The 15,217-nt window shown below is 72.7% G+C and carries 12 protein-coding genes; 10 read left to right on the plus strand and 2 right to left on the minus strand.

Annotated elements, in window-relative coordinates; all coding sequences use genetic code 11:
* Positions 1-2: 2 nt before the first annotated feature.
* Positions 3-1,058: an ABC transporter substrate-binding protein gene (locus AB0761_RS22670; protein ID WP_377270943.1), complete on the minus strand. Its 1,056-nt coding sequence runs from the start codon at positions 1,056-1,058 to the stop codon at positions 3-5.
* A gap of 73 nt (positions 1,059-1,131) precedes the next feature.
* On the opposite strand from AB0761_RS22670, the gene AB0761_RS22675 reads away from it, so the two are divergent.
* The 8 genes from AB0761_RS22675 (at position 1,132) to AB0761_RS22710 (ending at position 11,166) form a co-directional block, all read left to right on the plus strand.
* On the plus strand, positions 1,132-2,166 hold the full coding sequence (locus AB0761_RS22675; protein ID WP_377270944.1) for a FecCD family ABC transporter permease: 1,035 nt from the start codon (positions 1,132-1,134) through the stop codon (positions 2,164-2,166).
* The gene (locus AB0761_RS22680) at positions 2,163-3,191 is read left to right on the plus strand and encodes a FecCD family ABC transporter permease (RefSeq protein ID WP_377270945.1); all 1,029 of its coding nucleotides are present in this window, start codon (positions 2,163-2,165) and stop codon (positions 3,189-3,191) included. The genes AB0761_RS22675 and AB0761_RS22680 overlap by 4 nt, the downstream gene beginning before the upstream one ends.
* A 29-nt stretch (positions 3,192-3,220) precedes the next feature.
* Entirely contained in the window at positions 3,221-4,045 is an 825-nt protein-coding gene (locus AB0761_RS22685; protein ID WP_377270946.1) for an ABC transporter ATP-binding protein, read from the plus strand.
* A gap of 113 nt (positions 4,046-4,158) precedes the next feature.
* The gene (locus tag AB0761_RS22690) at positions 4,159-5,517 is read left to right on the plus strand and encodes a hemolysin family protein (protein WP_377270948.1); all 1,359 of its coding nucleotides are present in this window, start codon (positions 4,159-4,161) and stop codon (positions 5,515-5,517) included.
* A gap of 635 nt (positions 5,518-6,152) precedes the next feature.
* On the plus strand, positions 6,153-7,166 hold the full coding sequence (trpS, locus tag AB0761_RS22695; protein ID WP_377270949.1) for a tryptophan--tRNA ligase: 1,014 nt from the start codon (positions 6,153-6,155) through the stop codon (positions 7,164-7,166).
* Between the two features lie 5 nt (positions 7,167-7,171).
* Positions 7,172-7,735: a 2'-5' RNA ligase family protein gene (locus AB0761_RS22700; protein ID WP_377270951.1), complete on the plus strand. Its 564-nt coding sequence runs from the start codon at positions 7,172-7,174 to the stop codon at positions 7,733-7,735.
* Between the two features lie 163 nt (positions 7,736-7,898).
* Positions 7,899-10,196, plus strand: a complete 2,298-nt coding sequence (locus AB0761_RS22705) for a CDP-glycerol glycerophosphotransferase family protein (protein WP_377270952.1) — start codon at positions 7,899-7,901, stop codon at positions 10,194-10,196.
* A 43-nt stretch (positions 10,197-10,239) separates the two neighbouring features.
* A complete protein-coding gene (locus AB0761_RS22710) occupies positions 10,240-11,166 on the plus strand; it encodes a YihY/virulence factor BrkB family protein (protein WP_377270953.1) in 927 nt (308 codons plus the stop codon).
* A gap of 450 nt (positions 11,167-11,616) precedes the next feature.
* Here the strand turns inward: AB0761_RS22710 and AB0761_RS22715 are convergent, their stop codons facing one another.
* Positions 11,617-13,011, minus strand: a complete 1,395-nt coding sequence (locus tag AB0761_RS22715; RefSeq protein WP_377270954.1) for a D-alanyl-D-alanine carboxypeptidase family protein — start codon at positions 13,009-13,011, stop codon at positions 11,617-11,619.
* 145 nt (positions 13,012-13,156) lie between these two features.
* Between AB0761_RS22715 and AB0761_RS22720 the strand changes: the two genes are divergently transcribed.
* Complete coding sequence (locus AB0761_RS22720) at positions 13,157-13,426, plus strand: SCO4848 family membrane protein (RefSeq protein WP_377270955.1); 270 nt, start codon at positions 13,157-13,159, stop codon at positions 13,424-13,426.
* A gap of 150 nt (positions 13,427-13,576) precedes the next feature.
* Complete coding sequence (locus tag AB0761_RS22725) at positions 13,577-15,172, plus strand: glycosyltransferase family 39 protein (protein ID WP_377270957.1); 1,596 nt, start codon at positions 13,577-13,579, stop codon at positions 15,170-15,172.
* The last annotated feature ends 45 nt before the right edge of the window (positions 15,173-15,217 follow it).

Here is a 15,217-nt window from a genome sequence, read left to right on the forward strand (position 1 = left end):
GGTCAGCCGAGCCTGCGGGCGCCGCTGACGGCCTTGGCCAGGTTCTCCAGCAGCGGCGCCGAGCCGGCCCAGGAGAAGCGCGGTACGGCGTCCCAGCCGGCGATCTGACCCGCCTTGACGGCCGGGAGGTCGTTCCAGGCGGGCTTGGCGGTGAGGTCCTTGGGCTGGAGGGAGGTGCTGCGGTTGTCCAGAAGGAGCAGGTCGGCGTGGTACTTGCCGGCGTTCTCCCAGCTCAGGCTCTCGTAGTAGTCGCCGCCGTCGGTCTTCTCCGGGGCGACGAACTGCACACCGAGTTCGGTGAAGTAGCGCAGGTCGGCGGCCGACGCCGGCTTGGAGATATAGAAGATGTCGGCGCTTCCCGAGCAGGCCATCACCTTCAGGCCGCCGCTTGCCTTCGCGGCCTGGCGCAGGGTCTCGGCGGCCTTCTCGAAGCGGGCCTTGGCGTCGGTGACCCGCTTGGCGGTGAGATCGGCGCCCAGCGCACGGGCGAGGTCGGCGTATCGCTGGATGGGCTCCGGCAGCGAGGCGTGGCCGACGTCGACGGCGACGGCGGGGGCCAGCTTGAGTATCCGGTCGCGGCTCTCGTCCGGGACGTACCAGAGGCCGGGCGCCTTGGGGTCGTAGGTGTGGGTGACCAGCAGCTCGGGGTTGAGGGCGGCGTACTTCTCGATGCTGAACTCGCCCCAGACGTTGCCGAGGACGGTCACCTTCTTCACATCGAGGTCGCCGGCCTGGGCGGTGGGGGAGCCGTTCCGCTGGGTGGTCTCGCCGAAGACGCCGACGATGCGGTCCTGGAGGCCGAGGTCGACCAGGGCGGCGGCGGTTCCGGTGAAGGCGACGATGCGCCGGGGGGTGGTGCGGGCGGTGGCCTTCTGGCCGCGGTCGTCGGTGTACGACCACGGGCCCTTGGCGGTGGAGGCCGGTGCTGACGATCCGTCGGAAGGCGCCGCCTTCGCCGATCCCGCCGATCCCGAGCTGCCGCAGGCGCTGAGCAGTGCGCCGGCTCCGAGGGCACCGCCGGCGGCCAGCAGACCGCGGCGGGAGAGGAGATGAGGCATGGCGAAGCCTTTCGTGCGGACCAGCGAGGGTGGATGTTAGGTTAACCTAACCTAAGTTGCCTGGAGAGCGCACATGCCTGTCACCACGTCACCTCGCGCGACGGCCCGGACGGTGCCGGTCCGCGGCCGACCCGTCGCGCCCGGCCTGCTCGTCGCGCTGCTGGCGCTGCTGGCCGTACTGGTGCTCAGCATCGGAGTCGGCGCCAGACCCCTGTCGCCCGCCGACGTCTGGCACGGCCTCTTCGACAGCGGCTCCGCCGACTACACCGTGGTCCACCGGATGCGGCTGCCCCGCACCCTGCTCGGCCTGGCCGCAGGCGTCGCCCTGGGGCTCGCCGGCGGAGTGATGCAGGCACTCACCCGCAACCCGCTCGCCGACCCCGGCCTGCTCGGCATCAACGCGGGCGCCGCCGCAGCCGTGGCCACCGCCACCGCCTTCCTCGGGATCTCCACCCTCGGCGGCTGGGTGTGGTTCGCCCTGCTCGGCTCCGCCGCCGTGGCGACCCTGGTCTACGCCGTGGGCGGCGGACGCGGCGCCACCCCGGCCCGGCTGGCGCTGGCCGGAGCCGCCCTCAACGCCACCCTCTACTCCTATGTCGACGCGGTGATGCTCAGCGACACCTCCTCACTCGACCGGATGCGTTTCTGGACGGTCGGCTCACTGGCCGCAGCCCAGCCCTCGACCGTGACCGCGGTGGTGCCGTTCATCGCCGTCGGCGCGGCCGTCTCCCTCGCCCTGGCCCGCCCCCTCAACGCCCTCGCCCTCGGCGACGACGAAGCGCGGGCGCTCGGCGCCCGCCCCGGCCTGATCCGCGCCACCGCCATCGCCGCGGTGACCCTGCTCTGCGGCGCGGCCACCGCCGCCTGCGGGCCGATCGTCTTCGTCGGCCTGCTGGTGCCGCACCTGGTACGCGCCTTCACCGGCCCCGACCTGCGCCGACTGCTGCCGTACTGCGCCCTGCTCGCCCCCGTGCTGCTGCTCGGCGCAGACATCGTCGGCCGGGTGCTGGGGCGGCCGGGCGAGCTCCAGGTCGGCATCGTCACCGCCGTCCTCGGCGGGCCGCTCTTCCTCCGGCTGGTCCGGCGCGGAAAGGCGGCTGCGGCATGAGGGTCCTGCGGCTCGGGGCAGCCGTCAGCCTGCCCGTACGCCCACGTGCGCTCGCCGCCGCGGCCGGCTGCGCCCTGGTGGCCGTGGCCGTCGCCCTGCACACCGTCGGCAGCGGCGACTACCCGATGAGCATCGCCGAGGTGCTGCGCACCGTCACCGGCGGCGGCACCCCCGCCCAGGACTTCGTGGTCAACCAACTGCGACTGCCCCGAGCGGTCGCCGCACTGCTGGTCGGCGCGGCACTGGGACTCTCCGGCGCGGTCTTCCAGTCCCTGGTGCGCAACCCGCTGGGCAGCCCCGATCTGCTGGGCTTCACCCAGGGCTCGGCGGCCGGCGCGCTCGCCGTGGTCGTCACCGGCGGCGGCAGCCTCGCCCTGGCCGGCGGAGCCGTCGCCGGCGGCCTGCTCACCGGTGCGCTGATCTACGTCCTGGCCTGGCGGCAGGGCGTCCAGGGGCAGCGCCTGGTACTGGTCGGCATCGGCGTCTCCGCCGTCCTCACCGGGGTCAACGGCTATCTGCTGACCCGCGGACAGCTGATGGACGCCGCCCGTGCGGTGCTCTGGCTCACCGGCAGCCTCGACGGCCGCGGCTGGACCGATCTGCTGCCGCTGCTCGCCGCCACCGCCGTCCTGGCACCCCTGGTGCTGGTCGGCTGCGGCCGTGCGCTGCGGATGATGGAGATGGGTGACGACACCGCGTACGGCCTCGGCATCCCGGTGGAGCGGGTACGGCTGGCGCTGCTGGCCGCCGCCGTCCTGCTGGCCGCCTTCGCCGCGGCCACCGCCGGGCCGGTCGCCTTTGTCGCGCTGACCGCACCTCAGCTGGCCGGACGGCTCACCGCGGCGCCCGGCCCCAACCTCCTTCCCGCCGCCTGCATGGGTGCCGCCCTCACCGCCACCGCCGACTGGGCCGCCCAGCGGCTGCTCCCCGGACACCAGCTGCCCGTGGGCGTGGTCACCGGTGCTCTCGGCGGCGCCTATCTGATCTGGCTGCTCGCCGCCCAGCGCGGCAAGGGCCGGATATGACGCACCCGCACCCCCTTCCTGGAGCAGTGATGACGACCCGGCTGCGCGGCACCGGCCTCACCCTCGCCTATGACCGGCGGACCATCGCCGAAGGCCTCACCGTGGAGGTTCCCGACCATTCCTTCACCGTGATCGTCGGCCCCAACGCCTGCGGCAAGTCCACCCTGCTGCGCGCCCTCTCCCGGATGCTCAGCCCCACCGCGGGAAGCGTCCTGCTGGACGGCCGGGACATCGCCGGCCTCCCCGCCCGGCAGGTCGCCCGGACACTCGGCCTGCTGCCCCAGTCCTCCGTCGTCCCCGACGGCATCACCGTGGCCGAACTCGTCGCCCGCGGCCGCTACCCGCATCAGCGTCTGCTGCGGCAGTGGTCGGCCGAGGACGAACGGGTGGTCGCCGAGTCCATGGCCGCCACCGGCGTCACCGAGCTCGCCGACCGCGACGTGGACGAGCTCTCCGGCGGCCAGCGGCAGCGCGTCCGCATCGCCATGGCCCTGGCCCAGCAGACCCCTCTGCTGCTTCTCGACGAGCCGACCACCTACCTGGACATCGCCCACCAGGTGGAGATCCTCGACCTCTGCGCCCGCCTCCACCAGGAGGAGGGCCGCACCCTGGTCGCCGTACTGCACGACCTCAACCAGGCCGCCCGCTACGCCACCCGTCTGATCGCCATGCGCGACGGCCGGGTGGTCGCCCAGGGGGCACCGGCCGAGATCGTCACCCCCGAGCTCGTCGAAGCCGTCTTCCGCCTTCCCTGCCGGGTCATCCCCGACCCGGAGACCGGCACCCCCCTGGTCGTGCCCGCCCGCAGCCGCCGCCGTGCCACCGTCGACCAGCCTCGTGAACCCAGCTCGTGAACCCAGCTCGTGAACCCGCGCCGCCCCCTCGCGCCGGCGGGCTCCGGGGGGCGGTGGACACCCTCGTCCCGTCCGGCGCCCGCGGCGGTGCGCAGGGTTCCTAGACTTCCGGTGTGAACGACACACTCAGCGACGCCGCGCTCGTCCTGGTCTTCATCCTCATCGGCGGTCTCTTCAACGTGGCCGAGATCGCTCTGATCTCGCTCCGGGAGGGCCAGATCCGGGCTCTGGCGGAACGGGGCACCAAGCGTGCCGACCGGGCCGCGCACCTGGCGGGGGACCCCAACCGGTTCCTGGCCGCGGTGCAGGTCGGGGTGACCTGCATGGGCTTTCTGTCGGCCGCCTTCGGCGCGGAGACCCTGGCCCACAAGGTCGCCCCGCTCTTCGAGAACCTGGGGCTGGCGGCCGGGGTCGCCGACACGGTGGCGCTGGTGGTGCTGACGCTGGTGATCTCCTATGTCTCCCTGGTGCTGGGCGAGCTCACCCCCAAGCGGATCGGGCTTCAGCGGGCGGAGCCGATCGCGCTGCTGGCGGCCCCGGTGGTGGACGTCATCTCGATCGTGCTGCGGCCGGCGATCTGGCTGCTCTCCCGCTCCACCAACCTCATGGTGCGGGTGTTCGGAGGCGACCCCAAGGCGGGTCGGGACGCCATGTCCTCGGAGGAGCTGCGCGGCCTGGTGGCGTCCAACACCGAGCTGGGCGTGGACGAGCGGCAGCTGATCGCGGAGGTGTTCGCGGCGGGGGAGCGGCAGCTGCGGGAGGTGATGGTGCCCCGCACCGAGGTGACCTTCCTGGACGCGGACCGGCCGCTGGACGAGGTCCGGGCCGAGGTGGGCCGCTATCCGCACTCCCGCTACCCGGTGGTGGAGGGCTCCTATGACGCGGTGGTCGGCTTCGTCCATGTCCGCGACCTCTACCGGCCGGACGACCCCGAGGGGGCGCGGGCCCGTACGGTGCGCGACCTGGCCCGGCCGGTGAAGCTGCTGCCCGACACCAACCGGGTGCTGCCGTCGATGTCGGAGATGCGCCGCGAGGGCCACCACATGGCGATGGTGGTCGACGAGTACAGCGGCACCGCGGGCATCGTGACCCTGGAGGACCTGCTGGAGGAGGTCATCGGGGAGATCCGCGACGAGTACGACCAGGTGGCGACCGCCACCCTGCGCCTCGCGGGCGGCGGCATGGAGGTGGACGGCCTGCTCAACCTGTCCGACTTCGCCGAGGAGACCGGGGTGGAACTGCCTCCGGGTCCCTATGAGACGGTGGCCGGCTTCACGGTGGCCGCGCTGGGACGGCTGCCCTCGGTGGGCGACCAGGTGGCGACCGAGGGCGGCTGCCGGCTCACCGTGGCAGCGCTGGACGGGCGCCGGATCGCCCGGGTGCGGATCAGCCGCTTCGGCGGCACCGCGGCGGGGGCGGGACAGGACGCGGCCCCCGGTCGCCCGGGGGCCGCTGGGGAGTCGCATCCCTGAGCCACCCTCAGGCCGGGACGCGCCCCGTTCTGTGACCCGGTCCGTCGCCCCGAGCGGCTGGGGCGACGGACGGGCGTCTGTCCGCGGCCGGTGTCAGCGGCCGCCGCCGGCCGGATCGAGGCCCCGGCTCGGCGTGTGGTGGGCAGGCCTGGCGCCGCGAGTCGCCTCGGTCACGGAAAGTCCCCTCGGGAGTCGCGGAGTCGAGCTGGCCTACCTGGGAGTGCTTCGAAAGTTTCGAAAAATACTCCGCAAGTTCCGGGAAATTTATGGCCTGCGTTTCGGTCGGGTCAAGCCCCCTGCGCAGGTGAATCCAGCGGGTTCCGCGCAGGGCTCTACTTGACGAATGCTCATCAATGCGTCGGAGGCCGGCCGTCGGGTTCCGAAAGTGCCGAAGCCCTGTTTCGAAGCCCCGCAGGCACGCCTGACACCGTCGCGGCGGCTTCGTCCCCCCATGGCCGGGACGGCCGCTGCTGCGCCCCGGCGGGCCGCGGCGGGGCCGCCGGGCAGGGCAATCGCCCACCGCCGCATCCCGGGCGCGGCCCCCGGACGGCGGTGTGCGCCAGATCCACCTGCGCAAATGTGATGAGTGGGATGCCGGCACCGAGCGGTCCCGCTTTCCTGCGAGAATGGGCGGCATGGTCACTGATCGCCCGCGCGTGCTCTCCGGCATCCAGCCCACTTCCGGCTCGTTCCACCTGGGGAACTACCTGGGTGCCGTACGCCAGTGGGTGGCCCTGCAGGAGAGCCATGACGCGTACTACATGGTGGCCGACCTGCATGCCATCACCGTGGAGCAGGATCCGGCCACGCTCCGCGAGAACTCCCGGGTGTCCGCCGCGCAGCTGCTGGGCGCGGGTCTGGACCCCGACCGCTGCACCCTCTTCGTGCAGTCGCATGTCCCGGAGCACGCCCAGCTGGGCTGGGTGGTGAGCTGCCTGACCGGGTTCGGCGAGGCGTCCCGGATGACCCAGTTCAAGGACAAGTCGGCCAAGCAGGGCAGCGAGCGCACCTCGGTCGGCCTGTTCACCTATCCGCTGCTGCAGATCGCGGACATCCTGCTCTACCAGGCCAACGCGGTACCGGTGGGCGAGGACCAGCGCCAGCACCTGGAGCTCACCCGGGACCTCGCGGTGCGGTTCAACACCCGCTTCGGCAAGACCTTCACCGTGCCGGAGCCGTACATCGTCAAGGAGACCGCGAAGATCTTCGACCTCCAGGACCCGGAGATCAAGATGTCCAAGTCGGCCTCCTCGCCGAAGGGCATCGTCACCCTGCTCGACGACGCCAAGGCCAGCGCCAAGAAGCTCAAGAGCGCGGTGACCGACACCGACACCGTGATCCGCTACGACGAGGAGAAGAAGCCGGGCGTCTCCAATCTGCTCTCGATCTACTCCGCGATCACCGGTCGCCCGGTGAGCGAGCTGGAGCAGCACTTCGAGGGCAAGATGTACGGCGCGCTCAAGACGGAGCTGGCCGAGGCCTTCACCGAGTGGGTGACCCCGTTCCAGCAGCGGACCCGGGCCTACCTGGAGGACCCGGCCGAGCTGGACCGGGTGCTGGCCAAGGGCGCAGGCAAGGCGCGCGAGACCGCGTCCGGCACGCTGGCCGACGTCTACGACCGGGTCGGCTTCATCCCGGCGAAGCACTGACCCGCATGGACACCGGACCCGCACCGGCCGACGACGACCCCGCGGCGCCGCCGCGGGCCGTCGTCATCGGCGTCTCCATAGCCGTCCCGGACCCCTACGGCAAGGAGATCCAGGACGCCCGGGACGACTTCGGCGACCCGCTGGCGCGCTCCATACCCACCCATGTGACGCTGCTGCCGCCCACCGAGGTGGCGGTCGCCGACCTGCCCGTCGTGCAGCGCCATCTGGGCGCCGTGGCCGCCCGCCACCGCCCGTTCCGGATGCTGCTGCTGGGCAGCGGTACCTTCCGGCCCGTCTCACCGGTGGTCTTCGTGCGGATCGAGGAGGGCATGCAGGAGTGCCGGCAGGTGGAGGCCTCGGTGCGCTCCGGGCCGCTGGCCCGGGAGCTCAACTTCCCCTTCCACCCGCACGTCACGGTGGCGCACAACCTCACCGACGAGCAACTGGACCGCGCCCACACGGAGATGAAGGGGTTCCGGGCGGCGTTCGACGTGCCCGGCTTCAGCCTCTACCGCTTCGGCGCCGACGAGGTGTGGCGTCCGCTGCACGCCTACACGTTCGGGAGCTGAGCGGCCCGCCGGGCAACGCCGGGTGACCACCGGGTGTCGCGCAGGGTGACATCAGGCCACGTTCACCCCTCGTCAGGCGTATCCCTTGGGCCGAACGGTCGTTGAGGCAGGTGACCCGACTCGCGCGCCTGCCTGCTGCGCCTTCGACCCGATCTGGATGCCCATGCCCCGGTTCAGCATCATCGTCCCCGCGTACAAGGTCCAGGCGTACCTGGGCCAGTGCATCGACTCGGTCCTCACGCAGTCGTACGAGGACTTCGAGCTGATCGGTGTCGACGACCGCTCCCCGGACGGCTGCGGCCGGATCTTCGACGAGGCCGCCGCCCGCGACCCGCGGGTCACCGTGCTCCACCTGCCGGAGAACGTCGGCCTGGGCCGCGCCCGCAACGCCGGGCTGGAGGTCGCCACCGGCGACTACCTGCTCTTCCTGGACAGCGACGACACCCTCACCCCCGGCGCCCTGCGAGCCGTCGCCGACCGGCTCGCCGAGTGCGACGACCCCGAGATCCTGGTCTACGACTACGCGCGCTCCTACTGGAACCACAAGGTGCGCCGCAGCAGGGACGCCGAGCTCTTCTCCCGTCCCGGCCCCCAGGTCTTCCCGGTGGACGAGCGCCCCGAGCTGCTCGGACTGCTGATGGTGGTCTGGAACAAGGCCTACCGCCGCGACTTCGTGGAGCAGCAGGGCCTGCGCTTCCCGCCCGGCTACTACGAGGACACCCCCTGGACGTACCCGGCGATGCTCGCCGCCGCGCGGATCGCCCTGCTCGACCGGGTCTGCGTGCACTACCGGCAGCGGCGCCAGGGCAACATCCTGGGCACCAGCAGCCGTAAGCACTTCGACGTCTTCGACCAGTACGACCGGGTCTTCGCCTTCCTCGACGCACGCCCCGAACTGGAGCGCTGGCGGCCCGTGGTCTACGGCCGGATGCTGCACCATCTGCACACCGTGGTCAGCCGCCCCGACCGGGTCCCGGCCGACGCCCGACCCGAGTACTTCCGGCGCGCTGCCCGGCACTGCCGCCGCCACCGCCCGGCCGGCTACCGGCCCGCAGCCGGACCGGAGGCGGCCCGCCTGCGGCTGCTGGCCGGCGGCCGGCGGCGCGCCCATGCGGTGCTGCGGGCCCTGGAGTGGGTGCGGCGCACCGCCCCCGTGGCGCTGCGGCGGCTGCGGCACGCCCTGGGGCGGCCCCTGCTCGGCGCCTACCAGCGGCTCCAGCAGCGGCTGCCGGTCCGCCGCGACCTGGCCGTCTTCGCCGCCTACTGGAACCGCGGACCGTCCTGCAACCCGGCCGCCATCCATGCGAAGCTGCGCGAGCTCGCCCCGCACATCGAGACCGTCTGGGTGGTCGACCGGCGGCGCCGCGGCGAGGTGCCGCCCGGCATCCGCTTCGTCCACCCGGGGTCGCGCCGCCACCGGGCCGCGATGGCCAGGGCCCGCTACTTCGTCAACAACGTCAACTTCCCGGACTCCGCGGTCAAGCGCCCCGGCACGGTGCACCTCCAGACCCACCACGGCACCCCGGTCAAGTCCATGGGCCTGGACCTGCAGCCCTACCCCGCGGCCAGGATGGACTTCGACCGGCTGCTGGACCGGGTGGACCGCTGGGACTACAGCCTGAGCAGCAACCGCTTCTCCACCGTGGTGTGGGAGGGCGCCTACCCGGCCGGCTACACCACCCTCGAGTACGGCTATCCGCGCAACGACGTCTTCCACACCGCCACCGCCCAGGACGTCCTGGACGCCCGCGCCGAACTCGGCATCCCCGACGGCGCCGTGGTGCTGCTCTACGCGCCCACCCACCGGGACTACCGCTCCACCTACCGGCCGCGCCTCGACCTCCCCGCCCTGATGCAGGCCCTCGGCCCCGGCCATGTCCTGCTCACCCGGATGCACTACTTCCACGACCGGCACGACACCACCCACCCCGACATCGCGGCGGGCGGCATCATCGACGTCTCCGGCCACCCCTCCGTGGAGCGGCTCTGCCTGGCCTCGGACGCACTGATCACCGACTACTCCTCGGTGATGTTCGACTACGCCAACCTCGACCGGCCGATCGTGCTCTACGCGGACGACTGGGAGGTCTACCAGGAGGCCCGCGGCGTCTACCTCGATGTGCTCTCCGGCCGCCCCGGCGAGACCCCCGGCGCGGTCGCCCGGGACCAGCAGCAGCTGATCTCGGTGCTCACCGGCGGCGCCTGGCGGGACGATGCCGCCACCGCCCTGCGGGCCGCCTTCCGGGAGCGGTTCTGCGCCTTCGACGACGGCCGCGCCGCGGAGCGGGTGGTACGGCGGGTCTTCCTCGGCGAGACCGAACCGCTGCCCTTCGTCCCGCTCGCCGACCGCACCCCCGCCCCCGACCCCGCTACGGCCCTCGACCAGCGCGGCACCGTACCGCCGCCCGCGACCCCGGCCCAGGGCAGCGGGCGGCTGGCCGGCGTGCTCAGTTCCGGCTGACCGGAGGGCGCGTGCGTCCGGGAGCGCAGGGTAGGCGCCGATCATGGACTTCCTGACCCGGCTGCCGCTGATCGGCCCGCTGATCGCCCGGCTGCTCCGCACCCGGGCCTACCGGGTCTACGAGCACTGCAGCGCCACGGGCTGCAACAGGCTGGCCGGAGCGGTGACCTTCTTCGGCTTCCTGGCCCTCTTCCCGCTGCTCACCCTCGCCCTGGCGGCCGCCGCGGCCACCCTCTCCGACCACCAGGTCAAGGAGATCCAGCAGAAGATCGCCGAGCAGATCCCCGGCATCGCCGACTCCCTGAACATCAACTCCCTGGCGAGCAACGCCGGCGCGGTGGGCCTGGTCAGCGGTGTGGTGCTGCTGATCTCCGGCCTGGGCTGGGTGGACACCATGCGGGCCGCCATCCGCACCGTCTGGCAGCTGGACGCGGAGCCGGGCAACCCGGTGATCCGCAAACTGCTGGACGTCGGCGTCCTGGTGGGCCTGGGCGTGGTCACCGCGGTCTCGCTGGGCGCCTCGGCCGTCTTCAGCGCCCTCACCGGCAGGCTGGCCGAAGCCCTGGGGCTGGAACGCAGCGGAGCCGGTGCGTGGCTGCTGGGCCTGGCGGGATTCATCATCGCCGTGGCCGCCGACATGATCCTCTTCGCCTATCTCCTCACCGCGTTCCCCCGGATCACCGACCAGCGGCGCCGTACGGTGCTGGCGGCCGCGTTGATCGGCGCGGTCGGCTTCGAGGTGCTGAAGGTGCTGCTGTCCTCGTACATCAGCGGGGTGGCCGGCAAGTCGGTCTACGGGGCCTTCGGAGTTCCCGTGGCGCTGCTGCTCTGGATCAACTTCGTCAGCCGGCTGCTGCTGTACTGCGCCTCCTGGACCGCCACCGCCGACCAGGAGGCGGCCCGGAGCCGAGCCCGGGAGCAGGCGCTGCGCGCCTACCACGACGCCGGCGGCACCGCCGCGGCGTCCTGACGCCCCTGCGCTGCGCGCCTACCACGACGCCGGCGGCACCGCCGCGGCGTCCTGACGCCCCTGTGCTGCGGTCGGTACGACCCCGGGGCTCTGGGCGGGTGAGGCGTGCGGAGCGCCGTTGGCCTGGCGGCACTGCCCGGCCTGCTGACGCGCCTGTGCTGCGGTCTCCGGGGTCGACGAGGGGAAGCGGCGGGCTGTACGCAAGGCGGCGCCGTCCCCGCCTGTGTGGCGCCCCTGTGCAGCGGTCAGCACAAGGTCCGGGGGTTCCGGGCAGGGACGGCGCCTACGGCGGGCCGTACGCCCCGGCAGAGGGCCCGGCGCGCGGTCTGCACGCCCGGGAGCGGCCGCAGGGGCGAGCCGGGTGTCCCGTCCACGCGGGCGGATGGTCCGCAGCGGTGAACGCCGGCCCGGGTCCCTCAGGACCCGGGCCGATGCCGCGGCTCCGTGGCTTCAGCGCCGGCGGCGCCGCCGGCGCCCGCCGACCGCGGTGGAACCGGCGGGCGGAGCGGTGCCGGAAGCGGCGGAGTTCGCAGCTTCGCCCCAGGCCGCCCGCCGCTTGGCGCGGGCTCTGCTGCGGGCCAGGCCGAGTCCGCCGACGGCCACCACCGCGCCGATTCCGGCGGCCACCCAGCCGGTGGACATCCCACCGGTGCTGTCGGTCTCCACGGCCGCGGTGCCTGCTCCCGCGCCGGCCCCCGGCCTGGCCTGGCGGCCGGTCTGGGAGGCCGCAGGGGTGGCATCGGAGCTCTGGTCGGACCTGGGGCCGACCAGGGTGCCGACCGGGGTGACCTTCCCGAGGGCGCTGAACCCCCAGTCCAGCAGTTGGCCGGTCTCGATGTAGACCTGGTTGGTGTGGACCGGTTGGGGGTGCATCACCGTGACGATCAAGGTGTGCCCGCCGCGTACGGCGGCCCCGGTGAAGGTGTTCCCGGCGTTGGTGGTGAAGCCGTTCTTGACACCGATCAGCCCCGGGTACGGGGTCATCCCCCAGGAACCGGTGAGCAGCCGGTCGGTGTTCTCGATCTCGAAGGTCTCCCGCTGGTGGGTCTTGGCGTCCGTGTCCCCGGGGAACTTCGCAGTCTTGGTGGCGCAGTACGACCGGAAGTCGGCGTTGCGCAGACCCTGGCGGGCGAAGAGGGTCAGGTCGTACGCGGACGACACCTGCCCCGGCTCGTCGTAGCCGTCCGGGCTCACCACATGGGTGTCGCCGGCCTGAAGCGTGTCGGCTTCGGCCTGCATCTCGCGGACCGTGGCGGATATGCCGCCGTTCATATGGGCGAGCACATGGACCGCGTCGTTGCCGGAGCGCAGGAACACACCGCGCCACAGGTCCTCGACCCGGTAGTCCAGGTGCTCCTTGATGCCGACCAGACTGCTGCCCTCGCCCATGTCGGCCAGTTCCTCCGGCGACACCGTGTGCTTGGTGGTTCTGGGGAACTTGGGCAGCACCGTGTCGGCGAAGAGCATCTTGAGGGTGGAGGCCGGAGGCAGCCGCCAGTGGGCGTTCTTGGCGGCGAGCACCTCACCGGTGGTGGCGTCGGCCACCACCCAGGAGAGTCCGGTGATCTCGTCGGGCAGCTGAGGGGCGTCGCCGGTCTGCACCTGGACGCCGGGGCGGCCGAGCAGTTCTCCGCCCACCGTGGACATCGCCTCGGGCGGCACCGGACTCTCGCTCGCCTTGGCACGGGGTGCGGCGGCGGCCGGGGCGGCCATGGGCAGTACGGTGGCGGCTGCTGCGGTCGCGGCGAGCAGGGCGGCAAGGCCCCTGCCGGGACGTGGGGACCGGGGACCCGGGGATATACAGCCGGTCTCCTGAGGACCTGTGAGGTCTTCGGCGCTGGTCACCCGGTGACCGTACCCGCCGTCACACCGAAGCCGTCAACCTGAGGCCCGGCATCGCCCATTCGCCCTAGCGGACCCGCGTGTCGGTGCTTGGCCCACAACCGCCCATACTGGGCAGAACCGCTGTCGTACCGCCGAGGACGTGACCATGAAGCTCAGCCGCCGCACCTCCTGGTTCCTGGCCGCCTTCGGGGTCTGGAGCTGGATCATCTGGGTGACGTTCGCCAAGAACCTGTGGCAGGACTCCGGTGGCCAGGCATTCACGGACGGTGACCACTCCCGCCCCACGGCGTTCTTCTGGATTCACCTGGCGCTCACCGTCACTTCATTTGCGCTTGGCACCCTGGTGGGGGCGGTCGGGGTACGTGGTCTGCGGGCCTCCGCCAGGCGGCAGAAGCTCCCCGGGCTGACGCAGTAGCCGCCGGCCGGGCCCGCATCCCGATGCCTGGACCGGCCGAAAGACTTTCGAACGAAATTGCCGGACATTTGACCTTCCCCGAGGCATCCGATCGGCGGGCTCGTCCGTCAGAAGAAGTGATATCCGCTCGCTGAGCCTCCGAGGACCCACGTGACCACGCCTGGCACCCGCACCCCAGGACTGCCCTCCCCCCGCACCGCCGAGGTGTCGGCCGGTCCGGCCCACCCGGCCTCCGCCAGGAAGCGCCCCGGGCCCGCCGCGCGTGCGCTCGGACTCCTGGTACCGCTGCTGCCCGCCGCCGCCATGCTGGGCCTGGGCCTGTGGCAGCTGGACGCCCGCGGCCCCTGGCGCGACGAGGCGGCGACCTATGAGGTCGCCATCCGCAGCTGGGGGCAGATCTGGGAGCTGCTGCACCACGTCGACGCGGTGCACGGCCTCTACTACCTGCTGATGCACGGCGTCTTCCTGGTCTTCGGCCCCGGTCTCACCGCGCTGCGGATGCCCTCCGTGATAGCCATGGCGGTGGCGGCCGGCGGGGTGGCGCTGATCGGCCGCAGGCTGGTCGGCCCCGCCGTCGGCGTCACCGCCGGACTGCTGCTGGCCGTCACCCCTTTTGTCTCCAAGTACGCCCAGGAGGGCAGGTCGTACGCCCTGGTCACCGCAGGAGTGGTGATCACCTGCCTGCTGCTGCTGCGCGCCTGGGAGCGCCCCACCTGGCCCCGCTGGGCGGCCTACGGCGCCATGGTGCTGCTGGTGGGGTTGCTGCATGAGTTCGCCCTGCTGATCGTGGTCGCCCACGGCGCCACCGTGCTGCTGACCCGGGGCTCCGGGCGGCGGGTCAGGCTCGGCTGGCTGGCGGCCGCCGCGGGGGCCGGGCTGTGCGCAGTCCCGCTGGCGCTCTTCACCTCCACCCAGTCCGCCCAGGTGGACTGGCTGCCTCCGGTCACCTGGCAGACGCCCTGGAGCCTGCTGCAGAGCTTCGCCGGGCCCGAGCAGGCAGCGCTGATCACGCTGCTGGTCCTCGCGGGTCTGGGGGCTCTCGTACCGCGGCGGCGCCCGGGGGCTCCCACACCGCTGCTCCTGCTGGCCCTGCCCTGGCTGCTGCTGCCGCCGGCGCTGCTGATGACCGCCTCGCTGAACACCCCGCTCTACTACGACCGGTATGTGCTCTACAGCGTGCCCGGCCTGGTGCTGCTGGCCGCCGCGGGGCTGGACTCGGCGGTCCGGGGCGTCGGCAGGCTGGTGGCCGGAGTGCCGCGGGCGCGGGGCACGGCCGTTCTGACGGCGGTGGCCACGGTCCTGGGTGTGGCGCTGGCCGGCGGGGTGCTGTCGCTGGAGATGTCGTCCCAGCGCTTCGAACGCACCTCCATGGCCCGCGCCGACGATCTGCGCGCGGCCGCCGAGACCTTCAAGCTCAGTGCGCGGCCCGGCGACGCGGTGGTCTTCTCGCCCGCCAACCGGCGCGCCATGGAGAAGCTCTACCCCGAGGCGTTCCACGGCACGGTGGACGTACTGCTGGAGCGCAGCGCCGTGGCGTCGGCGAGCCTGACCGGCGAGGAGGTGGAGCCGACGCGGATCGAGGGTCTGCTACCCGCGTACGCCCGGGTGTGGGTGGTCGCCGCCCGGGGCCGGTACGCCACCTTCAGCAACGCCACGGAGCTGCTGAAGGTCCTGCACACGCACTACCGGCTGGCCGAGCAGACCGGCGTCCGGGGGTTCGCCATACAGCTCTGGATACACCGCTGACCCGAGGCGGATGCGGACGCGGAAGGGGCGGGGTCCGGAAGTCCG

It is taken from the genome of Peterkaempfera podocarpi (assembly GCF_042466665.1).
GTDB lineage: Bacteria > Actinomycetota > Actinomycetes > Streptomycetales > Streptomycetaceae > Peterkaempfera > Peterkaempfera podocarpi.

What these genes read in the sequence shown, in the direction of transcription:
- trpS (WP_377270949.1), top strand. Translation starts at nt 6,153, where the DNA reads ATGGTCACTGATCGCCCGCGCGTGCTCTCCGGCATCCAGCCCACTTCC.
- AB0761_RS22710 (WP_377270953.1), top strand. Translation starts at nt 10,240, where the DNA reads ATGGACTTCCTGACCCGGCTGCCGCTGATCGGCCCGCTGATCGCCCGG.
- AB0761_RS22670 (WP_377270943.1), bottom strand. Translation starts at nt 1,058, where the DNA reads ATGCCTCATCTCCTCTCCCGCCGCGGTCTGCTGGCCGCCGGCGGTGCC.
- AB0761_RS22720 (WP_377270955.1), top strand. Translation starts at nt 13,157, where the DNA reads ATGAAGCTCAGCCGCCGCACCTCCTGGTTCCTGGCCGCCTTCGGGGTC.
- AB0761_RS22685 (WP_377270946.1), top strand. Translation starts at nt 3,221, where the DNA reads ATGACGACCCGGCTGCGCGGCACCGGCCTCACCCTCGCCTATGACCGG.
- AB0761_RS22700 (WP_377270951.1), top strand. Translation starts at nt 7,172, where the DNA reads ATGGACACCGGACCCGCACCGGCCGACGACGACCCCGCGGCGCCGCCG.
- AB0761_RS22705 (WP_377270952.1), top strand. Translation starts at nt 7,899, where the DNA reads ATGCCCCGGTTCAGCATCATCGTCCCCGCGTACAAGGTCCAGGCGTAC.
- AB0761_RS22675 (WP_377270944.1), top strand. Translation starts at nt 1,132, where the DNA reads ATGCCTGTCACCACGTCACCTCGCGCGACGGCCCGGACGGTGCCGGTC.
- AB0761_RS22680 (WP_377270945.1), top strand. Translation starts at nt 2,163, where the DNA reads ATGAGGGTCCTGCGGCTCGGGGCAGCCGTCAGCCTGCCCGTACGCCCA.